The sequence below is a fragment of the Mycolicibacterium gadium genome, assembly GCF_010728925.1.
Classification (GTDB): domain Bacteria; phylum Actinomycetota; class Actinomycetes; order Mycobacteriales; family Mycobacteriaceae; genus Mycobacterium; species Mycobacterium gadium.
In genome coordinates this window covers 1,525,838-1,546,282 of record NZ_AP022608.1, presented here as the reverse complement: position 1 = coordinate 1,546,282, position 20,445 = coordinate 1,525,838, and the positions used below count along the sequence as shown (strand labels likewise).

The following is a 20,445-nucleotide window of genomic DNA, read 5'->3' as shown; positions in this document are numbered from 1 at the left end:
GCATGCCCGCGGCGTTGCCCTAGTACAAAGCCCCAGCGACGGACCTCTCGAAAGGGGAGCACGTATGACGGCATTGCTGCGCGAGGTGATCGGCGACGTGCTGCGCCGCGCCCGCACCGAGCAGGGCCGCACCCTGCGCGAGGTGTCCGACTCCGCCCGGGTCAGCCTTGGTTACCTCTCCGAGGTCGAGCGTGGCCGCAAGGAGGCGTCGAGCGAGTTGCTCAGCGCCATCTGCAGCGCGCTGGACGTGCCGCTGTCGCGGGTGCTGTCCGACGCGGGTGACGAGATGGGTCGCCAAGAACTTGCGGCGTTCGAGCGCGAGTCGATCGGTTCGGCCAACATCGACGCCTCGACGAAGGTCGTCATTCCGCAGGTCGTGTCGATGGCGGTCGCCTGAGCCAGTGTAGGTGCGACAACAGTCATCGACCCGATAGATTGGGCAGCACGGGAAGCCGGCGGCCCAGGGCCGAGACAACGACAGACACGAAGGCGGAATGAACCGATGGCCAATCCGTTCACCAAGGCGTGGAAGTACCTGATGGCGCTCTTCAGCTCCAAGGTCGATGAGTACGCCGATCCGAAGGTGCAGATCCAGCAGGCCATCGAGGAGGCCCAGCGCCAGCACCAGGCGCTGACTCAGCAGGCCGCCCAGGTCATCGGAAACCAGCGTCAGCTGGAGATGCGGCTCAACCGCCAGCTCGCCGATATCGAGAAGCTTCAAGTCAACGTCCGCCAGGCCCTGACGCTGGCCGACCAGGCGACCGCCGCCGGCGATGCCGCCAAAGCCACCGAGTACACCAATGCTGCCGAGGCGTTTGCCGCGCAGCTGGTGACCTCGGAGCAGAGCGTCGAGGACCTCAAGTCCCTGCACGATCAGGCGCTGCAGGCCGCCGGGCAGGCCAAGAAGGCCGTTGAGCAGAACGCGATGATGCTGCAGCAGAAGATCGCCGAGCGCACCAAGCTGCTCAGCCAACTCGAGCAGGCCAAGATGCAGGAACAGGTCAGTGCATCGCTGCGGTCGATGAGCGAGCTCGCCGCGCCGGGTAGCACGCCGAGCCTCGACGAGGTGCGCGACAAGATCGAACGGCGCTACGCCAACGCGATCGGGTCCGCCGAGCTGGCTCAGAACTCCGTGCAGGGCCGGATGATGGAGGTGCAGTCGGCCAGTGTGCAGATGGCCGGACACTCGCGGCTCGAGCAGATCCGTGCGTCCATGCGCGGTGAGCAGTTGCCGGCGGGCGGTAACGCCGCAGCCGCGCCGGCCGCGCCGGCTGTCAACCCCCAAGCGGCACCGGAAAACCCACTGTCGCAGTAACTTCCGTGAGGAACAGGTGTGAATTCGCGAGCCAGTAGACCGGAGGCGTGGCGCTCGTTGGTGCAGCGCGGTGTGGACACCGCCGCGGAGTGGTCCGATGTGGTGGCCGAAAAGCTCAACGCCGCAGCGGATCCGCGCGCCAAATTGTTGCGCAAGCGACGCTGGGCACTGCGGCTCGGCGTGTTCTTCACGGTGTCGTCGCTGTTCTGGATCGGTGTCACCGGACTGCTGTCGGCGTGGGAAACCCCGTTCTGGGCACTGTTCATCCCGGCTCCCATCGCGGTCGGCGCCGCATTCCTGGCGACGCTGTCGTTCCTCCGCTACCGCTGGCTGCGCGGTGAACCGTTGCCGCCGCAGCGTTCCCGTTCCGCTCGACGGCTGCCCGCGTGGGGTTCGGCCGCCCGCCAGCCGATGGCCGCGCTGGCCGCCTCAGAACGCGGTCTGTTCTCGCTTCTCGGGGTGATGGAGCGCGGTCGGCTGTTGCCCGCCGACGAGCTTCGTGAGCTGACGGCCGCGGCCAACCAGACAGCCGCCACGATGACCGCGACCGCGAACGAGGTGGTGTCGATGGAGCGCACGATCAGCTCCGCACCGCAGGCGCGCGCGCATTTGGCGCCGACGATTCAGGCCTTCACCGCTCAACTGCAGCAGGGTAGCCGTCAGTACAACGAAATGGTCACCGCGGCAGCGCAATTGGTGTCAGCGGCCAACACCGGATCGATGTCGAGCTCACCGATGACCCAACAGCGCTACCGCAACGAGTTGTCGAACGCGACCGATCGGCTGCTCGGATGGGCGCAGGCCTTCGACGAACTCGGCCACCTGCGCCGGGCCTAGACGTCGTGCGAGCTCGACGGTCCTGAGCGCGGCCCGTAGCGCTCGATATACGCCTCGTGGACGTGGGCGTTCTTCTGGCGGGAGAGTGCGTCGACGAGGTTCGGGTCCAGACCGTGCTTTCGCAACATGTGTCGTCGCCAGACCTTGTTGAGTGCGTGTGAGAAGAACACGAATGGGATCAGGATCGGCAGCGTCATCGACAGGTGCACGTCCAACGTGGTCGGAATGAACCAGAACGGGATCAGGATGACGAATGCCGGAATGAAGACGCGAATCATCATGCGGACGGTGGCGCCCTTGCCGGCCAGGTCGTTGCGCACCCAGTCGTGCATGGAGGCCGGCAGCGCTCTGCCGTAGCAGTAGCCGATGTATTCGACGAAGTTCGGCCGTGTGCGCGCGGGTTCGGTGCTCATATCGAGCCCGAATGATAGCAATGCGGCAGGCTACATGGTCGCGCGCAAGGACGGGAACACCGTGGCGGCGACTCCCCGGACGGTCCCCTTCAGGAAGTCCAGTGTGTCGAAATAGTCTCGCCACAGGGTAATCCGCCCCGCATGCACCTCGAAGGTTCCGCACACCCAGAACTGAATGCGCAGCGGTCCGAACACCACGGCGTCGGTACGCTCGGTCAGCACCGCGTTGCCTTCGGCGGCGATGCGATGAATCTTCACCTCGAAGCCCATGCGGCCTTCGCCCCGTCTCATCATGCCGACGATGCGTTCGCGGCCCCTGATGGTAGGGAATCCGACGTTCTGCCATTCGATGGTGTCCGCCAGCGAACGGTCGAGGGTGTCGAAGTCCTCGTCCTGAAGTGCGTAGAGGAACGTCTCTACGACACGGACGTTGTCGAGGTCGGGTCGTACTCCAGATGCCTGGTCGGTCATGCCTTCAGACTATGGGGCAGCGCTATGGCATGGTAGGCCCAATGCGCGTCGCGGTCGTTGCCGGACCCGATCCCGGGCACGCCTTTCCGGCCATTGCGCTGTGCCTTCGCTTTCTGGCCAACGGGGATTCACCGAGACTTTTGACCGGCGCACAGCGGCTGGGCGTGGCCAGATCGGCAGGCGTGGACGCGGTTGAACTCCTCGGCCTGGACGCGACCGAAGCCGACGACGACGCCGACGCAGGCGCCAAGATCAACCAACGGGCGGCTCGGATGGCGGTGCTCAACGGACCACAGCTGACCGAGCTGGCACCGGACCTGGTGGTGTCGGATGTCATCACCGTCGCCGGCGCGTTCGCCGCCGACCTTCTTGGCCTGCCCTGGGTCGAACTGAACCCCCAGCCGCTGTATCGACCGTCGAAGGGCCTTCCGCCGATCGGCAGCGGGCTGGCGCCCGGCGTCGGCATCCGCGGCAAGGTCCGCGACACGGTGTTACGGGCGATGTCCGCCCGGTCATGGCGCGAGGGACTGCGGCAGCGGCAGGCGGCGCGGGTTGAAATCGGTTTGCCCGCAGTCGACCCGGGCCCGCGGCGACGGCTGATCGCCACGCTGCCCGCCCTGGAGATGCCGCGCCCCGACTGGCCGTCCGAGGCGGTGATCGTCGGGCCCCTGCACTTCGAACCCACGTCGTCGGAACTGCCGATTCCGCCCGGCTCCGGCCCGCTGGTGGTCGTCGCGCCGTCGACGGCGGCGACCGGTGCCCACGGTCTGGCCGAACTTGCCCTGGACACCCTGATCCCCGGCGAGGCCCTTCCCGAGGGGTCGCGGGTCGTGGTGTCGCGGCTGGGCGGCCCCGCTGCGCCGGTGCCGCCGTGGGCCGCGGTCGGGCTGGGTCGCCAGGACGTACTGCTGTCGAGCGCCGACGTGGTGATCTGCGGTGGCGGGCACGGCATCGTGTCCAAGTCACTGCTCGCGGGTGTACCCCTCGTGGCGGTGCCCGGCGGTGGTGACCAATGGGAGATCGCCAATCGCGTTGTGCGCCAAGGTAGTGGGGTGCTGGTTCGCCCTTTGACCGCCGAGGGATTGTCGGCCGCGGTGCGTGAGGTGCTGTCGTCACCGTCGTATCGTGAGGCCGCGCGAGACGCAGGCGCCACCCTGGCCGACGTCGACGATCCGGTACGGGTGTGCCATGAAGCGGTCGGGCCGACGGCGTAGGTTGGGCGACGTGCGGTTGACGGAATTCAACGAACTCGTCGAGGGACAGTTCGGGTCGGTGCGCGGCGCGTCGTTGCTCGTTGACCACGTCTTGACTGGTCTCGACGGGCGCACGCCCGCGCAGGCCATCGAGGATGGCGTCGACCCGCGTGATGTCTGGCGCGCGCTGTGCGCGGATTTCGACGTCCCGCGCGACCAGTGGTGACCCTCAGGCCCGTCTGGCGGCGTTGACCAGGTCGAGTGTCACCTGTGTCGCTACGGCCAACGCGTCCGCATCAGCGTCGCTCAGCGCCCCGCACACCCAGTCCCAGTGTGCCGATACCAGGTCTCCGGGAGCCGGCGGTGGGCCCAAGGATTCGCCGTTCTTGCTCCAGCGCACCGATTCGACGCGCGGATCTGCCAGCGTCAGCTCACCGGAGTCGAATGACAAGGGGCGACAGACTATCTCGGCTTCCTCGCCCGTTACTGAGTCGACGGTGCCCCAGCGAATCCGGCAATCCTGCATGACCCGCACCGGCGTCGCCGGATCGCGATCAAGGAAACGGATCCACGGGTAGACGACGAACACGTGAAAGCTGTGGTGCGCCAATGCGTGCGCGTGCTCTCCTAGATCGCCCAGCAGTCCGGTGACCTGGCCGGCGAAGGCGCTACGCAGACGTGACAACAACTCGGCGGGGTCGACCTTGTCCAGCAAGGATCCGCCGATCCAATAGCTGCGTACGACGTCGTCATCGAGCGGATCGGCAATCCCCGCGGCATCGGCAATGGCCTGCAGATACGGCCACGCACCGTCGAATTCGCGCGCATATGAGGCCAACTCGGTATGAGCAACATCAGCGGGTCCGCAATAGCCCAGTTCGTTCGGCGGGAAGGCGTAGCAGGCAAAGGTCTCGTGCCCGCTCATTCAGCAGATCCGCGGTAGTTGTTCGCCGATGGGCAGGTCGACGACGCGGGTGCCGCCCAGTGCTGTCTTGGCGGACACCATCCCGGGGTGCTCGGCGACACAGCGACCGATCACCGTGGCATGGCCGCCGAGCGGATGTGTTTGCATGGCGGCGAGCACTCGATCGGCGTCTGCCGGTGGCACGAACGCGACCAGCTTGCCTTCGTTGGCCACGTAGAGCGGGTCGAGACCCAGCAGACCGCATGCATCGCGCACCTCGGCCGGAATCGGGAATGCCCGTTCGTCCAGCGAGATTCCGACCCGGGCCGTCTTGGCGATCTCGTTCAGCGTCGCCGCGACGCCACCCCTGGTCGGATCGCGCAGCACGTGGATGTCGGCGCCCGTGTCGATCATCGCGGCGACCAGCCCGTGCAGTGGGGCGGTGTCGCTCGCGACGGTGGTACCGAACTCCAATCCTTCTCGACAGCTCATCACCGCGACACCGTGTACTCCGATGTCCCCGCTGACGATCACGACGTCGCCCGCCGTGGCGCGCTGCGGCCGGATGTCCGCTCGCTCGTCGATCAGACCGATGCCCGCTGTGTTGATGTAGACGCCGTCCCCGTGGCCGGCATCGACCACTTTGGTATCGCCGGTGACCAACTTGACGCCTGCCGCCATCGCCGCGGTTCCCACCGCCTGGGCGACATGTGCGAGCTCATCCAGGGAAGTGCCCTCTTCGAGAATGAACGCAGTGGAGAGCACCATCGGCCGTGCTCCAGCCATCGCCAGATCGTTGACCGTGCCGTTCACTGCGAGATCACCGATCGTGCCGCCCGGGAAGGCCAGCGGTTTGACGACGAAAGAATCCGTCGAGAATGCCAGCCGCACATTGCCGACCTCCAGCACCGCGGAATCGCCCATTGCCGCATCGGCCGCGGGGCCGAACGCCGGCAGGAACAGGTGCTCGATGAGTTCGGCCGACATCGCCCCACCGCCGCCGTGTCCCATCACGATGTTGGGCGAGTTCCGCAGGGGGGCGGGACAAACCCACGATTCCATGTCGATCTTGGCGCCGGTATCCGCGGGCGTATCAGGCACTCGCCACCTCCAGCCGCCGGTACAGGTAGTAGGCGGCGCACGCCCCCTCCGACGAGACCATCGTGGCCCCAAGGGGATTACGCGGAGTGCACAGCGTGCCGAACGCCTCACACTCGTGCGGCTTGATCAGGCCCTGGAGCACCTCGCCTGACCGGCATACCGGCGATTCCTCAGTGTGAATATCGGTGACGGAGAAACGGTGCTCCGCGTCGTAGTCGCGATACGCAGACGAGAGCCGCCAACCGCTACTGGGGATCGTGCCGATGCCGCGCCATGCCCTGTCGGTCACCTTGAAGACGTCGAGGAGCATGGCTTTGGCCGCGGAATTACCGTCGGATTGAACGGCACGCGGGTAGGCGTTCTCCAGCTCGTGGCGACCCGATTCCAGCTGTAACACTGTGCGCCGAATTCCCTCGAGGATGTCCAGCGGCTCGAACCCTGTGACGACGATCGGAATGTTGTACTTGTCGCACAGCGGCGGATACTCCTCGGTTCCCATCACCGTGCAGACATGACCGGCTGCCAGGAACGCCTGCACTCGGCAGGTCGGCGACTCCATGATCGCCGAGATCGCCGGGGGCACGAGAACGTGGGATACCAGCAGTGAGAAGTTCTCGATGCCAAGCCGCTTGGCTTGATAGACCGTCATCGCGTTGGCCGGCGCTGTGGTCTCGAAGCCGATTCCGAAGAACACCACCTGTTTTGCGGGGTTCTCTTTCGCGATCTTCAGCGCGTCCAGCGGTGAGTAGACCACCCGTACGTCGCCTCCGCGGCTCTTGACCTGGAACAGGTCCTTTTCGCTGCCGGGCACGCGCAGCATGTCGCCGAACGAACAGAAGATCACATCGGGACGTGACGCGATCTCCAGCGCCTTGTCGATGATCTCCAACGGCGTCACGCAGACCGGGCATCCTGGGCCGTGGATCATCTCGATGGTATCCGGCAGCAGTTGGTCGATGCCATGTCGGATGATCGAATGTGTCTGTCCACCACATACTTCCATGATCGACCAACGCTGACTGGTAGCAGCCTTGATCTCGTCGACGAGGCGGCGGGCGAGCTGGGGGTCGCTGAACTCATCCAGGTACTTCATGGCATTACCTCAGTATTTCCGTTGGTCGAGTTGGGGTTGTCGAGGCCGGCCTGCTGGGCGGCCAGTTCGAAACCATCGGTGAACTCCTCCCTGAGCACCCCGAGGTGCTCGAATTCGGCGAGTGTCCGCATCGCTGATTCCTCGTCGAGGCGTTGAAGCGCGAAACCGACATGGACGACGACGTATTGGCCCACTTCCGCGTCGGGGATGTACTCCAGGCAGACGTCCTTCTTGATCCCGCCGAAATCGACAACGGACATCAAAGTGCCATCACGGTCGTCGATGCTGACAATTTTTCCCGGAACCGCCAAGCACATCAGCGGCCTCCCTTCCTCATGAGGAATTCCCCACCAATAGTTGGCCCAGTGCGATCCCGCCGTCGTTCGGTGGCACGAAACGGTGAGTGATCACGTCGAATCCCCTGTCCCGCAGGCCGCGCAGGGCCAGGCGTAGTAGCAATGCGTTTTGGAACACGCCCCCCGACAGTGCGACAGTGGGGTAATCGGTCACCACGGTGGTGGCCAAGCGCACGATCAAATCCGCTACGGCTCGGTGGAAGCGTGCGCCGACCACACCTGCGGTCATTCCGGATCGGACGTCGTCGACGACCGCCTTGATGACAGGTGTCGGATCGATCATCGCAGGTGATTGGGAGAGGTCGATGGAGAAGTCGTAAGTGGCTGTGCCACAGGCCGCGTCGCGGGACATCCCCTCCAGCTCGATGGCCGTCTGCGCCTCGTATGCGACAACCTGCCGCGCGTCGACCAACGACGCAACGGTGTCGAAGAGCCGTCCCATACTGGACGTCGGCGCGCAACCCAGGCCGGTCTCTAGCTGGTGGGCCAGTACGCGCCGCTCATCCGTCGGGCATGCCCGTACGGGCGCGAGGTCCTCGTCCCAGGCCATTCCCGCCGCCCACAGGTGCGCCAGAGCCATCCGGTACGGTCGCAGGACGCTGACGTCCCCCCCGGGCAACGGCACATACCGCAGGTGTGAAAGCCGCCGGTAGCCCTTGTAATCGGCAAGGAGCACCTCGCCGCCCCACACGGCATTGTCGGGCCCGTAGCCGGTTCCATCGAATGCGAATCCGAGTACCGGTCGCGAGCCGTCCAGGCCGTGTTCGGCCATGACCGAGGCGATATGAGCGTGGTGGTGCTGGACCGTCCGGACGGGCCGACCTCGAGAGTTTCGGTGCGCCCATGCGGCGGACCGGTACAGCGGATGGGCATCGGCGACAAGCACTTCCGGTTCGACGCCGGTGAGTGCCTGCAGGTGGCCTCGTGCCGAGTCGAAGGCCGCCAACGTCGACAGGTCGTCCATATCGCCGATGTGCTGGCTGAGCCACGCGTACTTCCCGTCTGCCACTGCCAGTGTGTTCTTCAGGTCGGCGCCGACCGCGAGGGTGGGCGGCAGCGCAACCGGCAGCGCGACGGGCAGCGGTGCGTATCCGCGGGAGCGCCTGATCGGCAATTCGGCTTGGTCGACGACCCGCACGACGGAGTCGTCGCACGGAACCAGGATCTCCCGGTCGTGCATCAGCCATGCATCGGCCAGCTGCGAAAGTCGTTCCAGCGCATCGCCGTCTGCGTAGCAGATCGGCTCTCCACCGAGGTTGCCCGATGTCATCACGAGTGCGACGGGGCCCGGTTCGTCACCAGGTAGGCCGAACAGCAGCGCATGCAAGGGCGTGTAGGCGAGCATGACGCCAAGGTCCGAATTGTGCGGGGCCACGGCGTCGGCGACCGCGGCATCGTCGCGGCGCGGCATCAGCACGATCGGCCGTTGCGCACCGGCCAGCAGCCGCGCCGATCCGTCATCGATCTCGGCGATGGTGCGTGCGGTCGTCATGTCCGCGACCATCAGCGCGAACGGTTTGTCGCCACGCCGCTTTCGAATGCGCAGCTCTTTCACCGCGCGCTCGTTGGCGGCATCGCAGGCGAGGTGATATCCGCCGATGCCCTTGACGGCGACGATACCGCCGTCGCTCAGCAGTCGCCGCGCCTGCCGCAGCGCGGCTTCGGATTCGGCCGACCGACCGTCGCGGGCCCGGTAGTGCAGCGTGGGTCCGCATTTCGGACAGCACACGGGTTGGGCGTGGAATCGCCGATCAGCTGGATCGTGGTATTCGGCGGCACAGTCGGCGCACATCATGAAGGGCGCCATGGTCGTGGACGCGCGGTCGTAGGGTAGCGACGCGATGATGGTGAATCGCGGGCCGCAGTTGGTGCAGTTGACGAATGCGTGCCGGTAACGCCTGTTGGTCGGATCACTCTGCTCGGCGGCGCATTCGGCACACATGGCGACGTCGGGGGAGGCCAGTGTGCGGCCCGTGGCTGATCGGGACGTATCCGCGATGGTGAAGCCGGTTCCGCCGACAACCGGGACATCGGCGGTCTCGATCGATTCGATCACCGCCAGCGGCGGCGGTCGGTCACGTAGGCGGGTGAGGAAGTCGTCGATCTGGTCGGCGCCACCCTCGATCTCTATCACGGCACCGGAACTGTCATTGCGTACGGATCCGGACAGGCCGAACGCGGCCGCGCACGCGTAGACGAACGGCCGGAACCCGACTCCCTGAACGACGCCGTGTACGCAGACACGGAGCCTGCGTCGGCCGGTCATGGGAACGCCCTGTCGATCTGGCCGGGGGTTTCTCCTGGTTCGCCGCCCCTGCCCATCATCTCCAGTCCGGCCATCGCGGCGTCGGCACCTGCTTTGTCGGTTTTCTCGACGACGAATCCCATGTGGATGATCACCCAGTCACCGGCGTCGAATGTCTCCTCGGGCAGCATGCCGATGTTCACTTTGCGGTTCTCGCCCGCGACATTCACCAGGGCCAGCTGATCACCGTAGCCCTCCAGCATCCGGACCACCTGTCCTGGGATCCCGAGACACATCGCTTCAGCCTTCCGCAGGTGCCGGCGAGCGGACGGCAAGGTCGGCCAGGACGTCGTAGACGGCCGCGACCGCCACCGGCACCGCCGCGGCGACCGGGTCCGACAGACCCATGCCCTCCTCGATGTTCTCGACTTCGCAGCCGATGACGATTGTCTTGGGTGCAGTCCCGCCCAGTGCCCTGAGTGTGGCGAACACGGCCGCCGGGTCCATGCTGTGCGCTTCGAGACCGGCGGTGGATGAGAGGGTTTCGTGGTCAGCCTCGAATATGTGGAGTGTCCCGGGTGTTCCGCGATCGGGCAGTGCATCGACGAGGACGAGCGCGTGCCACTCCTCGAGGAGGTCATAGGCGAGGTGCATACCCCTGATTCCATAATCCACCGGGTGCACATCGGCGCCTAGGTCCCGACCGACGACATGACGCATCACCTCGGGGCCGAAGCCGTCGTCTCCGAGGAAGATGTTGCCGATTCCGGCGACCAGGATGCGGGCTGTCATCTGGTTGAGGAACTCCTGACTACATGTTGCGTATCTTCATGTACCGTCGCACGTCCGGGATGGAGCGGAGTCCGATCACCACCCCGCCGACAACGACGACGGCCACGACACCGGTTGCCAACCAACCAATTACATCCATCATGAACTCCTATCTGGACTGACTACTCTTGCGTCGATCGGTTCGACCTCGTCCGGCGTGAAGTACAGGTATCGGCCGTACGAGTCGGGCATCTCGACGTCTGGATCGTCCTCCACGATGACGCCGACGTACTGCTGGCCGTCGACGTCCTCGTGGACGGAAGTGACGCGGGCGCTCTTGCCCGCGAAGAAGATGTCCTGCGCGTCGGCGCGGCGACACGGCCGCAGGCGGACTCTGCTGCCCGCGGACACCCGCACGCCGTTCACCAGGACGGCATCGACGTCGGGGCGGACGGCGGTGTCGGCTACCGGATCCCACCAATCGACGCCCTCTGGGATCTCAGGGATCAGCCCGGCAGACCTCATCTGCTCATCCAGTGCATCGAGTCGCGGCGGGAGCCCGGGTTCTTGCGCGTGCGGATTGCGCAGGATGCCGTGCAATTGCTGCAGGGCCTCCGGCGACATCGAATCGCATCTGTCGATTATCGCCGCAGCCAGTGGGTCGGTGGCGCGTGCTTGCGCCTTCTCCTCATCGGTCATCGTCATCACGCGAAGGGTGAGGATTTCGTCGATCTCGGTCGAGTCGTACAGCGCGCCCTCGCTCTGTTCGGCGATCTCCGGGTGGTCGTAGAGAATGATGGGCGAAATCAGCAGCAGGTCACGCTCCCCGGGCCGTCCGGCGAGCACTGGAAAGCAGCGGTGCTGGACCAGGCGCGAAACCGCGTCCGCCGCGGAGTCCGGCGATTCGAGCAGTGAGATGAACTCTCCGCCAACCACTTCGGCAATGATATGGGTACCGATCATCGATGTGGCGATGGCTTGTTCCTTGTTTCTTGCGGCCGCACCTGCATTGTGCACCGTCACGCTGACCCGGTAGAGGTCGGTTGCCTCGCGCTCGACGGCGACGGTCAGATCGGCCCGGACGGCGGATCTGGTGCGGACCAGTCGACCGCCGTCCACGTTCTCGGCCTCACTGCCCTCGGCGACCTCGATGGCCAGGGTGCGCGGCCGCACGAGGCCGGTCAGATCGAAGGGGCCGAACGACAGTTCGCGCTCCACCGCCTCGTCCCAGGTGACCCAGGTCTGCGAGCCACTGGTCAATTCGTCGACCGGCTCGAAGGTTCCGCCGCCGATATTGCGTTCGGCGCGGCGGTGCTGCAGCTGCAGGAAACGCACGACGAGGGTCAATTCGCTGTCACCGTCGACCAGGAATTGCCCCGACATGCTGTCTTCCTCGCCGATGCCCGCGTCCGACGCACCCGGTGGTCCGACCACGCCGAACTGCCAGCGGGATTGGTTCTTGGACGACGTCGCTCGGTACGGATAGAGCAGGTACCCCTCGTAGAGCACCGCATCGGCGATGGCACGCGCTCGATCCCAGGTGGGTTTCACCGGACCTCCTCGGGCGCAGGGGTCGGCGGGGTCAATTGCGGGGCTTGCGCGAGCAAGGAGGTGACGGCGTCCTCGAAGTCGAGCATCCCACGGGCCGACTTGTAGGCCGCCAGTGCGGATACGGTGTCGTGCCCGAGTCGTACCCACCCCGCGTTGGGATAGTGGATCCGCACGAGGTCGTTCCACACCGCGACCGGCATCTCGTGTTGGGCTTCGCATTCCCAGGACACCTGACGAACCGAGAAGCCACGTTCGCCCGGCACGAACACCGTTCCGCTGAACAGGAACAGCAGGGGAATGGCGCCGTCGCGCAATGCGTGCAGGTATTTCGACGCCGCGACCTCGAAATCGTAGGTGCACTCCAGCGGCAGGGACACCTCGGTGACGCCGGTGAAGCCTTGAACCATCGCGGTGCTGTGTTGCCAGAGGAACGTGCGTTGAGTGTTGACCCACCGCTCGCGCGGCCCGAACAGATCGATCAGGCCAGCGGCTTCTTCGTCGGAGTAGGGCCGGCGAAGCGGTTCGATGCGGATCTGGCATCGCAGGGCAATCGCCTGGATCGGCTCGGTGTCGCCGGCCGTGATGCCGATGCGCGCGGTCAGTCGTGGCGTGACCGAGAACTGTTCGGCGACCACGTCCACGACGGTGAACGTCAAATTGCTCACGCGGACGCCACCTTGCTGCGCGCCTTGACCCGCTCGAAGAACTCGTCGACGAACTCCCGGACCTCGTGGCCACCGTCGAAGCCCCGCCACAACATTCGCAGTCTGCCGACGAACTCATAGCAGGCGTCGATGGGGACCAGGTAGCACTCGGCGGGGGCATTGAGTTCGGGATCCACGTGGTCTCGATCGGGCACCCGAACCAGCAGCGCTTCGACATCGTCGGCTAGCAAGCCCAGTCGGCTGTCGGCGCCGCTGATCTCGCTCCAGGCGTCGAGGTCCAGTTCCGACTCGGTGGCTCCGGCCGGGCCCGGGTAGAAGGCCACGGTCTTGCCCATGTCGGAGTTGTGGAAGAAGAACGCCAAGCCGACGGGAATCTGGAGCGCTTCCCATGCGCGACGGTCCAACGAGAAATCGGAGAAGCTGAGATATCGATCGGGCACCGCGCGGTAGCGGAGTTTGGCGTGTGGGTCGGTGAACAACAGATAGCAGCCGCGGCACGTGCACATCAGCTGGCGCGCTGAGACATTGACGACGTGCTGGTGCTCGTCGGCGATCGGTTCGGCGCACATCTCACATCGTTCACCGGCCGGCTGCGTGGAGGGCTTGTTGGCCCGGATGCGCGTCAGCACGTCGAAAGCGCTCACATCTGCCATCACGGCACCCCGGTGGCCTCGGCGAGCACCGCGACCGACAGGACGCCATCGCGACGGAGCAGGGGAATCGGATCGAGATGCGTTCGAGCGGACGGTTCGGCAGTGTCATCCAGCCCCGCGCCTGCGTGCACCACATCGAAATGTGCGTGACAGCGCGGACAGCGCAGGACCGCCTGTCCAATGGGTGCGCCCATCGGACGGTGCAGCGCAGCGCCGGCCATCGAGTCCTCACACCGACCGCACCGGTCGTGGTACGCGAACAGATCATCGCCGATTCGGCAGGCCAGGATCGGCACGCCGGCGACCAGGAAGCCGCCGACCTCGCCGGGATCGAGATCCGCGATCTCAGGAAGGGGGCGCCAGGCGGCGCCCGCGCCGTCCACGGTGTCCTTCGTGTGGACGCGGCTCATCAACGAATCCACCGAGATCAGGCCAGACGCGCTCTCGGCCGCAGCCACGACTTCGATCGAGGCGATCTCGGGGGCGGCGGCACGCACGGCGTCCTCGACGGCGAACTCGAGGGTGACCGCCGATGACGGGCAGCTCTTGCAGCTGCCCGCGAACTGCAGGCGAACCACCGGCCCGTCTCGGCCGTCGACCACACCGAGCAGCGCGACGTCGCCGCCGTGCGAACCCAGATACGGTCGAACACTGTCCAGAGCATCCTCGATCCTGCGCTCGACGCCGTGCGGGTGCAGTCCGTGCACGAGCATGAGGCTGGCGACGAGGTCGTCGGCGGCGAACCGCTCGACCAGCTCGGGTGCCGACTCGGAAGCCATGGTGACGATCCGCTGGAGCGCTGCCCCGTAGAGGTCCGTCAGCTCGGCGGCGAGCTGCTCGGTCCGCTCCCGCACGATCGTTCCGCTGCCCGTACTGGCGTCCAGCAGGGTCTGAATCCGATCACCTGCTGAACGCCATCGCGTTTCGTCGTCGAGTGCCTCCGGGCTCTGGTGTCCAGTCGAGGCCATATATCACTCCCCAGTAACGGACTGGGTCGGTGAATGCAGCTTCTCGAGCGTCTTGCCCTCACCGAGATACATGTGCACCCCGCACGGCAGACACGGATCGAAGCTGCGCACCGTTCGCATGATGTCGATGCCCTTGAAGTTCTCCCGATCGTTCTCCTCGAAGATCGGCTGCCCTTGAACGGCGTCTTCATACGGTCCAGGGGTGCCGTAGCTGTCGCGTGGGTTGGCGTTCCACGGCGTCGGGGGATAAGGGTGGTAATTCGCGATCTTGCCGTCCCGAATCACCATGTGGTGGCTGAGCACACCACGCACCGCCTCGGTGAAGCCGCAGCCGATGGCCTCGTCCGGCACCGTGAACTTCTCCCACGTCTTCGTTCGGCCCGCCCTGATCTCGATCAGCGCCTGCTCGGCGAAGTGCAACGCGCACGCGGCCGCGTAGGCCTGGAAGTAGGTCCGCGCCCGGTTGCGTTCCAGGGTGTTGCTCCCGTGTTCGGGGATCTTCCACTCCAGCGAAACGGGGCCCTTGAGCGCCGTTTTGGGCAGATTGATCTGCACGCTGCCGCCGGTCGACTTCACGTAACCGATGTCGACGAGCCCGGCCAGCGCGGTACTCCACAACCGGGCCAGCGGACCGCCACCGGTGTCGAGCGCGAGATGATCCTTGCCGTCGAACCAGCGCGGCGACATGACCCAGCTGTACTTGTCGTCCATGTCGCGCTTCTGGGGCCGTGGGTTGGTGTGCTGATTCCACGGGTGCCTGCGATCGACCGGATTGCCCAGCGGATCGTTGCGGACGAACATCTCCTGATCGGTCCAGTCGTCGTAATACGAGCTGCCCAAAAGGATTCGGATGCCGAGATTGATGTCGACCAGCGAGTGGGTGACCAGCTTTCCGTCGACCACGACACCCGGAGTGACGAACATCGCGTTACCCCAGCGCTCCATGTCCTTGTACGCGAAGTTGCAGACCTCCGGATCCTGGAACGAGCCCCAGCATCCGAGCAGCGTGCGACGCAAGCCGACCTTCTCGTAGCCGGGAAGCGCTTCGTAGAAGAAGTCGAACAGATCGTCGTGCATCGGCACGACCTTCTTCATGAACTCGACGTAGCGCATCAGCCGGGTCATGTAGTCGGTCATCAGCTGAATCGTGGCCACGGTGCCCACGCCACCGGGATACAGCGTGGAGGGATGGACGTGCTTGCCCTCCATGAGGCAGAACATCTCTCGCGTCCAGCGGCTGACGACGAGGGCCTCGCGGTAGAACTCGCCCGTGAACGGGTTCAGCGCCCGCATGATGTCGGCGATCGTGCGGTAGCCGTGTGCGTCGGAGTTCGGCGCCAACGTGTTCTCGGCCTTGGCCAACACACCGGGGTTGGTTTCGGAGACCATCTTCTCGCAGTAGTCGACGCCTACCAGGTTCTCTTGGAAGATGTTGTGGTCGAACATGTATTCCGCGGCTTCGCCGAGGTTGACGATCCACTCGCCGAGGTTGGGCGGTTTGACGCCGTACGCCATGTTCTGCGTGTAGCACGAACAGGTGGCGTGGTTGTCGCCGCAGATGCCGCAGATGCGGCTCGTGATGAAGTGCGCGTCGCGGGGATCTTTGCCTTTCATGAATATCGAGTAGCCGCGGAAGATCGAGGACGTGCTGTGACACTCGGCGACCTCGCGATTCTCGAAGTCGATCTTGGTGTAGATGCCGAGGCTGCCGACGATGCGGGTGATCGGATCCCACGACATGTCGACGAGCGTGCTCGGATCCTTCTTGGTGTGCTGAGGGCCGGGAACTGTGGTTGTCATTGAGTTTTGCCTTTCCTGCGTTGCGCACCTACCAGGTGCGCTTCGCTCCTGTGGTCAGTTCCTTGCCCCGGTGCCGCCACTTCGGTTCTTTGTCGACGGTCTTTCCGGTGACGTGGCGCAGATTGCGAATGACCGAGCCGTACAGGCCGGACGCGGTGGTCGAGAGCTTTCCGCCAGGGGGCTCGTCCATGAAGGGCATGAACTTGTCAGGGAAGCCCGGCATCGTGCATCCGATGCATATGCCGCCGACGTTCGGGCAGCCGCCGACACCGTTGATCCAACCGCGCTTGGGCACGTTGCACTTGACGACCGGTCCCCAACAGCCAAGTTTCACAATGCATTTCGGCGAGCCGTATTCGGTCGCGAAATCGCCTTGCTCGTAATAGCCAGCGCGGTCGCACCCCTCGTGCACCGTGTTGCCGAACAGCCACTGGGGTCGCAGCGCGTCGTCGAGCGGGATCATCGGCGCCTGTCCGGTGGCCATGTACAGCAGGTAGGTCAGCGTCTCGGAGAGATTGTCACCCTGAATCGGACAACCCGGCACACACACGATGGGTATGCCCGCCTTGCTCTTCCAGTCCCAGCCGAGGTAGTCCGGCACACCCATCGCGCCGGTCGGGTTGCCAGCCATCGCGTGAATGCCGCCGTACGTCGCGCACGTACCGACGGCCACGATCGCGGTCGCCTTGGGCGCTAGTCGGTCGAGCCACTCACTGGTGGTGATCGGCTGGTCGGTTGCCGGGTCATTGCCGAAGCCGCACCAATACCCCTCCTGATGCAGGTCCTCGTTGGGGATCGACCCCTCGACAACCAGTACGAATGGTTCCAACTCGCCGCGGTCGGCCTTGAAGAACCATTCGAGGAAATCGTCCGCGCCACCCGTCGGTCCGCACTCGAAGTCGATCAACGGCCAGTGCACTGCGATTTGGGGTAAACCGGGAAGTGCTCCGAGCGCGATCTCCTCGATGCTTGGTTGGGTGGCGCCTGTCAATGCCACGGAATCGCCGTCACAACTGAGGCCGGCGTTGATCCACAGCACATGGATCAATGTGTCTTCCGCTTTTTTGGCAGCTTCACTTAGCATGCTTGCGGCTTTCCGGGACCGGGCTGGGGTCCCTGCGGCGCAGGAGTCGCCCTTCGGCCCACTTGCGCGTCGCTATACTTCGGTCTACTCCCGCGAAAGTGTGTTGTCAATCACATCTAAGCGACGGTCATACGCAGTTCATTTGCGCGCGCGTCAATCCACTGGAACCAGGCGTCCATTCCGTCTCCTTTGGTAGCGGAGAGGGGTAAGATCTCGACGTCCGGATTGACTGAACGCGCATGCTGCGCACAAAGATCGAGATCGAATTCGACGTACGGCAGCAGGTCGATCTTGTTTATGAGGACCAGTCCCGCTGCGGCGAACATGTGCGGATACTTCAGCGGTTTATCGGTTCCTTCGGTCACCGAGATGACCACGATCTTGCTGTGCTCACCGAGATCGAAGAGCGCGGGGCAGACCAGGTTTCCGACGTTCTCGATGAACAGCAACGAATCGCTGTCGGGCTCCAGGGTGTGAAGCGCTCGGTCGATCATCTCGGCGTCCAGGTGGCAACCCGCGCCGGTGTTGACCTGTACCGCGCGGGCCCCAGCGGCGGTGATGCGATCGGCGTCCAGCAGCGTCTCCTGATCACCTTCGATCACCGAGACCTGATGCTGCTCGCCCAGCCGGCGGATGGTGCGCTCGAGCAGGGTGGTCTTCCCGGCGCCCGGTGAACTGGTGATGTTGAACGCCAGGATCCTGCGGTCGGCCAGCCACTGCCGGTTGTGTTCGGCCAGCACGTCGTTCTTCGCGAGCACCTTCTGCTCCAGCGTGATGGTCTCGGTGTGCGGGTGATCGTGCTCGTGAGGGTGGTCATGGGGATGGTCGTGTCCCGGGAGCGTGATCGTCGCTCCGTCGTCGCCGCACCCACAGGTTGCACACATGCTCAACTCACTTCCATCGACAGGATCTTCAGGTCTCGGCCGGCGACGACGTCGACATCGGCACTTCCGCAGGGGCACAACAAGATCAAGTCGTTCAGTGCGAAACCGGTGTCGCAGGTGCGGCATCGTGCCTCGCCTGAACGCAGCTCGACCTCGAGGCTGGCGCCTTCGGCGGCGGTGCCCTCCGTGGCGAGTTCGAAGCAGAACATCATCGCGTCGGGGACGACGGCGCACAGCGCACCGACCTCGAGTTTGACGCTGTGCACTCGACGGCCCGCAGCGTGCTCGCACACCGCCTCGACGACGCTCTGGGTGATCGCCATTTCGTGCAAGATTGCCCCGTTTCAGCCGGGATGACCCCACCATAGGCGCGCGCGCGCCGTCCGGCGAGGAGATGCAGAATCCTCGACTCGGCACAACTGATCAGAACTCGGCGTGTCAGCTTGAATCGAACAGGTGTTCGTCTACTGTGGTGGCAGCGCGGGATGCTGGTCACGCCGACTTGTCGGTACGGACCTCTAGCGTCACGGCCAACCGATCGAAAACCGATCACGGACGAGGATGGAGACCAACCCCATGGCGCAGGCCCCTGACCGCGAGAAAGCCCTCGAACTGGCGCTCGCACAGATTGAGAAGAACCACGGTAAAGGCTCGGTGATGCGGCTCGGCGAGGAGGTCCGCCAGCCGATTTCCGTCATCCCCACCGGCTCTATCGCCCTGGATGTGGCGCTCGGCATCGGCGGGCTGCCACGCGGGCGGGTCATCGAGATCTACGGCCCGGAATCCTCGGGTAAGACCACCGTCGCGTTGCACGCGGTCGCCAACGCGCAGGCTGCAGGCGGCATCGCGGCGTTCATCGACGCCGAGCACGCGCTGGATCCCGACTACGCCAAGAAGCTGGGCGTGGACACCGATTCACTGCTGGTCTCTCAGCCGGACACCGGCGAGCAGGCGCTGGAGATCGCCGACATGCTGATCCGCTCCGGCGCGCTGGACATCCTGGTCATCGACTCGGTGGCGGCGCTGGTGCCGCGGGCCGAAATCGAAGGCGAGATGGGGGACAGCCACGTCGGCCTACAGGCCCGGCTGATGAGCCAGGCGCTGCGCAAGATCACCGGCGCCCTGAGCAATTCGGGCACCACCGCGATCTTCATCAACCAGCTCCGAGAAAAGATCGGCGTGATGTTCGGTTCGCCCGAAACGACCACGGGCGGAAAGGCGTTGAAGTTCTACGCTTCGGTCCGGCTGGACGTCAGGCGGATCGAAACCCTCAAGGACGGCACCGACGCGGTCGGCAACCGCACCCGGGTGAAGGTCGTCAAGAACAAGGTGTCGCCGCCGTTCAAGCAGGCCGAGTTCGACATCCTCTACGGCAAGGGCATCTCCAAGGAGGGCTCGCTCATCGACATGGGTGTCGAGCATGGCTTCGTCCGCAAGTCCGGTTCCTGGTTCACCTATGAGGGTGAGCAGCTGGGCCAGGGCAAGGAAAACGCGCGCAACTTCCTGCTGGAGAACCCCGACGTCGCCAACGAGATCGAGAAGAAGATCAAGGAGAAGCTCGGTATCGGTGCCGACGTGACCGCTGACTTGTCCGATGGCTCGATCGATGACGTCCTACCCGCCCCAGTCGACTTCTGAGGCGTCTCGCGAGGAGCAGGCGCGAGCACTGTGTCTGCGCCTGCTCACCGCGAGGGCACGCACACGCGCCGAGCTAGCGGGGCAGCTGACCAAGCGGGGCTACCCCGACGACGTCAGCGCCACGGTGCTGGACCGGCTGACCCGAGTCGGATTGGTCGATGACGTGGACTTCGCCGAGCAGTGGGTCCGCTCGCGACGCGTGAATGCCGGAAAAGGCAAGCGCGCCTTGGCCGCCGAGTTACGCAACAAGGGTGTGGACAACGAGGTGATCACCGCTGCGCTGGCCGACATCGACGCGGGTGCGGAACGTCAGCGCGCCGAGCAGTTGGTCCGTGACAAGCTGCGTCGCGAAAAGTTCGGCGACGATGACGACACCAAGCTCACACGCCGGCTGGTCGGGATGCTGGCCCGCCGTGGTTACCCCCAGACGATGGCGTTCGACGTGGTCAGTGTCGAGTTGGCCGGCGAGCGGGAGCGGCGACGGGTGTAGACGTCGAAGGCGG

General features: G+C 65.1%; 25 protein-coding genes. 7 read left to right on the top strand and 18 right to left on the bottom strand.

Features of this window, described 5'->3' with window-relative positions:
- The first annotated feature begins 64 nt into the window (after positions 1-64).
- The 3 genes from clgR (at position 65) to pspM (ending at position 2,152) form a co-directional block, all read left to right on the top strand.
- Positions 65-397, top strand: coding sequence for a transcriptional regulator ClgR (gene clgR, locus G6N36_RS07720; protein WP_083127587.1), 333 nt, complete (start codon positions 65-67; stop codon positions 395-397).
- A gap of 105 nt (positions 398-502) precedes the next feature.
- Positions 503-1,315: a phage shock protein PspA gene (gene pspA, locus G6N36_RS07715; protein WP_163685994.1), complete on the top strand. Its 813-nt coding sequence runs from the start codon at positions 503-505 to the stop codon at positions 1,313-1,315.
- A gap of 18 nt (positions 1,316-1,333) precedes the next feature.
- Positions 1,334-2,152, top strand: a complete 819-nt coding sequence (gene pspM, locus G6N36_RS07710; RefSeq protein WP_163685993.1) for a phage shock envelope stress response protein PspM — start codon at positions 1,334-1,336, stop codon at positions 2,150-2,152.
- On the opposite strand, the gene G6N36_RS07705 is transcribed toward pspM, so the two are convergent.
- Both G6N36_RS07705 and G6N36_RS07700 read right to left on the bottom strand, forming a co-directional pair.
- Positions 2,149-2,565, bottom strand: a complete 417-nt coding sequence (locus tag G6N36_RS07705) for a DUF5313 domain-containing protein (RefSeq protein WP_083127590.1) — start codon at positions 2,563-2,565, stop codon at positions 2,149-2,151. The two genes, pspM and G6N36_RS07705, sit on opposite strands and share 4 nt — an antisense overlap.
- A 30-nt stretch (positions 2,566-2,595) precedes the next feature.
- Positions 2,596-3,036: a limonene-1,2-epoxide hydrolase family protein gene (locus G6N36_RS07700; protein ID WP_163685992.1), complete on the bottom strand. Its 441-nt coding sequence runs from the start codon at positions 3,034-3,036 to the stop codon at positions 2,596-2,598.
- Positions 3,037-3,077: 41 nt separating this feature from the next.
- Here G6N36_RS07700 and G6N36_RS07695 point away from each other — a divergent pair, with 41 nt between their 5' ends.
- Together G6N36_RS07695 and G6N36_RS07690 are read left to right on the top strand one after the other, a co-directional pair.
- Positions 3,078-4,250: a glycosyltransferase gene (locus G6N36_RS07695; RefSeq protein ID WP_163685990.1), complete on the top strand. Its 1,173-nt coding sequence runs from the start codon at positions 3,078-3,080 to the stop codon at positions 4,248-4,250.
- A gap of 10 nt (positions 4,251-4,260) precedes the next feature.
- A complete protein-coding gene (locus G6N36_RS07690) occupies positions 4,261-4,455 on the top strand; it encodes a DUF3046 domain-containing protein (RefSeq protein ID WP_163685989.1) in 195 nt (64 codons plus the stop codon).
- 3 nt (positions 4,456-4,458) lie between these two features.
- Here the strand turns inward: G6N36_RS07690 and G6N36_RS07685 are convergent, their stop codons facing one another.
- From G6N36_RS07685 to G6N36_RS07615, 16 genes are all read right to left on the bottom strand, one after another.
- On the bottom strand, positions 4,459-5,154 hold the full coding sequence (locus tag G6N36_RS07685) for a DUF6390 family protein (RefSeq protein WP_163685987.1): 696 nt from the start codon (positions 5,152-5,154) through the stop codon (positions 4,459-4,461).
- Entirely contained in the window at positions 5,155-6,195 is a 1,041-nt protein-coding gene (gene hypE, locus G6N36_RS07680) for a hydrogenase expression/formation protein HypE (RefSeq protein WP_163690534.1), read from the bottom strand. It abuts the gene before it with no gap.
- Positions 6,196-6,226: 31 nt separating this feature from the next.
- Positions 6,227-7,327, bottom strand: a complete 1,101-nt coding sequence (gene hypD, locus G6N36_RS07675) for a hydrogenase formation protein HypD (protein ID WP_163685986.1) — start codon at positions 7,325-7,327, stop codon at positions 6,227-6,229.
- A complete protein-coding gene (locus tag G6N36_RS07670; protein ID WP_163685984.1) occupies positions 7,324-7,644 on the bottom strand; it encodes a HypC/HybG/HupF family hydrogenase formation chaperone in 321 nt (106 codons plus the stop codon). The genes hypD and G6N36_RS07670 overlap by 4 nt, the downstream gene beginning before the upstream one ends.
- A 16-nt stretch (positions 7,645-7,660) precedes the next feature.
- Entirely contained in the window at positions 7,661-9,949 is a 2,289-nt protein-coding gene (gene hypF, locus G6N36_RS07665) for a carbamoyltransferase HypF (RefSeq protein ID WP_163685982.1), read from the bottom strand.
- Positions 9,946-10,224, bottom strand: coding sequence for a HypC/HybG/HupF family hydrogenase formation chaperone (locus G6N36_RS07660; protein WP_163685981.1), 279 nt, complete (start codon positions 10,222-10,224; stop codon positions 9,946-9,948). The genes hypF and G6N36_RS07660 overlap by 4 nt, the downstream gene beginning before the upstream one ends.
- Positions 10,225-10,228: 4 nt before the next feature.
- Positions 10,229-10,720 carry a hydrogenase maturation protease gene (locus G6N36_RS07655; RefSeq protein ID WP_163685979.1) on the bottom strand — a complete coding sequence of 164 codons (492 nt, stop codon included), beginning with the start codon at positions 10,718-10,720 and terminating at the stop codon, positions 10,229-10,231.
- Between the two features lie 19 nt (positions 10,721-10,739).
- A complete protein-coding gene (locus G6N36_RS30330) occupies positions 10,740-10,859 on the bottom strand; it encodes a DUF6893 family small protein (protein WP_372512220.1) in 120 nt (39 codons plus the stop codon).
- Entirely contained in the window at positions 10,859-12,250 is a 1,392-nt protein-coding gene (locus tag G6N36_RS07650; RefSeq protein ID WP_163685977.1) for a hypothetical protein, read from the bottom strand. The genes G6N36_RS30330 and G6N36_RS07650 overlap by 1 nt, the downstream gene beginning before the upstream one ends.
- Positions 12,247-12,915 carry a DUF6084 family protein gene (locus G6N36_RS07645; protein WP_163685976.1) on the bottom strand — a complete coding sequence of 223 codons (669 nt, stop codon included), beginning with the start codon at positions 12,913-12,915 and terminating at the stop codon, positions 12,247-12,249. The genes G6N36_RS07650 and G6N36_RS07645 overlap by 4 nt, the downstream gene beginning before the upstream one ends.
- Positions 12,912-13,568: a DUF5947 family protein gene (locus G6N36_RS07640; RefSeq protein WP_163685973.1), complete on the bottom strand. Its 657-nt coding sequence runs from the start codon at positions 13,566-13,568 to the stop codon at positions 12,912-12,914. The genes G6N36_RS07645 and G6N36_RS07640 overlap by 4 nt, the downstream gene beginning before the upstream one ends.
- On the bottom strand, positions 13,568-14,536 hold the full coding sequence (locus G6N36_RS07635; RefSeq protein WP_163685971.1) for a NifU family protein: 969 nt from the start codon (positions 14,534-14,536) through the stop codon (positions 13,568-13,570). The genes G6N36_RS07640 and G6N36_RS07635 overlap by 1 nt, the downstream gene beginning before the upstream one ends.
- A gap of 3 nt (positions 14,537-14,539) precedes the next feature.
- The gene (locus tag G6N36_RS07630) at positions 14,540-16,336 is read right to left on the bottom strand and encodes a nickel-dependent hydrogenase large subunit (protein ID WP_163685969.1); all 1,797 of its coding nucleotides are present in this window, start codon (positions 16,334-16,336) and stop codon (positions 14,540-14,542) included.
- A gap of 28 nt (positions 16,337-16,364) precedes the next feature.
- Positions 16,365-17,420 (bottom strand): NADH-quinone oxidoreductase subunit B family protein, encoded by a 1,056-nt coding sequence (locus G6N36_RS07625; protein ID WP_083127605.1) that lies wholly within the window; start codon positions 17,418-17,420, stop codon positions 16,365-16,367.
- Between the two features lie 116 nt (positions 17,421-17,536).
- Positions 17,537-18,304: a hydrogenase nickel incorporation protein HypB gene (gene hypB, locus G6N36_RS07620; RefSeq protein WP_163685967.1), complete on the bottom strand. Its 768-nt coding sequence runs from the start codon at positions 18,302-18,304 to the stop codon at positions 17,537-17,539.
- Positions 18,305-18,306: 2 nt separating this feature from the next.
- Positions 18,307-18,636 (bottom strand): hydrogenase maturation nickel metallochaperone HypA/HybF, encoded by a 330-nt coding sequence (locus G6N36_RS07615; RefSeq protein WP_083127607.1) that lies wholly within the window; start codon positions 18,634-18,636, stop codon positions 18,307-18,309.
- 244 nt (positions 18,637-18,880) lie between these two features.
- Between G6N36_RS07615 and recA the strand changes: the two genes are divergently transcribed.
- The gene (recA, locus tag G6N36_RS07610; protein ID WP_163690533.1) at positions 18,881-19,942 is read left to right on the top strand and encodes a recombinase RecA; all 1,062 of its coding nucleotides are present in this window, start codon (positions 18,881-18,883) and stop codon (positions 19,940-19,942) included.
- Positions 19,911-20,432 (top strand): recombination regulator RecX, encoded by a 522-nt coding sequence (gene recX, locus G6N36_RS07605; protein WP_163685965.1) that lies wholly within the window; start codon positions 19,911-19,913, stop codon positions 20,430-20,432. The genes recA and recX overlap by 32 nt, the downstream gene beginning before the upstream one ends.
- Positions 20,433-20,445 lie beyond the last annotated feature (13 nt).

Bases quoted from the DNA above. Each gene is read 5' to 3' on its own strand.
- clgR (WP_083127587.1), top strand. From the start codon at position 65: ATGACGGCATTGCTGCGCGAGGTGATCGGCGACGTGCTGCGCCGCGCC.
- G6N36_RS07660 (WP_163685981.1), bottom strand. From the start codon at position 10,224: ATGTGTCTCGGGATCCCAGGACAGGTGGTCCGGATGCTGGAGGGCTAC.
- G6N36_RS07705 (WP_083127590.1), bottom strand. From the start codon at position 2,565: ATGAGCACCGAACCCGCGCGCACACGGCCGAACTTCGTCGAATACATC.
- G6N36_RS07630 (WP_163685969.1), bottom strand. From the start codon at position 16,336: ATGACAACCACAGTTCCCGGCCCTCAGCACACCAAGAAGGATCCGAGC.
- G6N36_RS07700 (WP_163685992.1), bottom strand. From the start codon at position 3,036: ATGACCGACCAGGCATCTGGAGTACGACCCGACCTCGACAACGTCCGT.
- G6N36_RS07655 (WP_163685979.1), bottom strand. From the start codon at position 10,720: ATGACAGCCCGCATCCTGGTCGCCGGAATCGGCAACATCTTCCTCGGA.
- hypE (WP_163690534.1), bottom strand. From the start codon at position 6,195: ATGGAATCGTGGGTTTGTCCCGCCCCCCTGCGGAACTCGCCCAACATC.
- G6N36_RS07640 (WP_163685973.1), bottom strand. From the start codon at position 13,568: ATGGCAGATGTGAGCGCTTTCGACGTGCTGACGCGCATCCGGGCCAAC.
- recA (WP_163690533.1), top strand. From the start codon at position 18,881: ATGGCGCAGGCCCCTGACCGCGAGAAAGCCCTCGAACTGGCGCTCGCA.
- recX (WP_163685965.1), top strand. From the start codon at position 19,911: ATGACGTCCTACCCGCCCCAGTCGACTTCTGAGGCGTCTCGCGAGGAG.
- G6N36_RS07625 (WP_083127605.1), bottom strand. From the start codon at position 17,420: ATGCTAAGTGAAGCTGCCAAAAAAGCGGAAGACACATTGATCCATGTG.
- G6N36_RS07685 (WP_163685987.1), bottom strand. From the start codon at position 5,154: ATGAGCGGGCACGAGACCTTTGCCTGCTACGCCTTCCCGCCGAACGAA.
- hypB (WP_163685967.1), bottom strand. From the start codon at position 18,304: ATGTGTGCAACCTGTGGGTGCGGCGACGACGGAGCGACGATCACGCTC.
- G6N36_RS07695 (WP_163685990.1), top strand. From the start codon at position 3,078: ATGCGCGTCGCGGTCGTTGCCGGACCCGATCCCGGGCACGCCTTTCCG.
- G6N36_RS30330 (WP_372512220.1), bottom strand. From the start codon at position 10,859: ATGGATGTAATTGGTTGGTTGGCAACCGGTGTCGTGGCCGTCGTCGTT.
- hypD (WP_163685986.1), bottom strand. From the start codon at position 7,327: ATGAAGTACCTGGATGAGTTCAGCGACCCCCAGCTCGCCCGCCGCCTC.
- hypF (WP_163685982.1), bottom strand. From the start codon at position 9,949: ATGACCGGCCGACGCAGGCTCCGTGTCTGCGTACACGGCGTCGTTCAG.
- G6N36_RS07670 (WP_163685984.1), bottom strand. From the start codon at position 7,644: ATGTGCTTGGCGGTTCCGGGAAAAATTGTCAGCATCGACGACCGTGAT.
- G6N36_RS07635 (WP_163685971.1), bottom strand. From the start codon at position 14,536: ATGGCCTCGACTGGACACCAGAGCCCGGAGGCACTCGACGACGAAACG.
- pspA (WP_163685994.1), top strand. From the start codon at position 503: ATGGCCAATCCGTTCACCAAGGCGTGGAAGTACCTGATGGCGCTCTTC.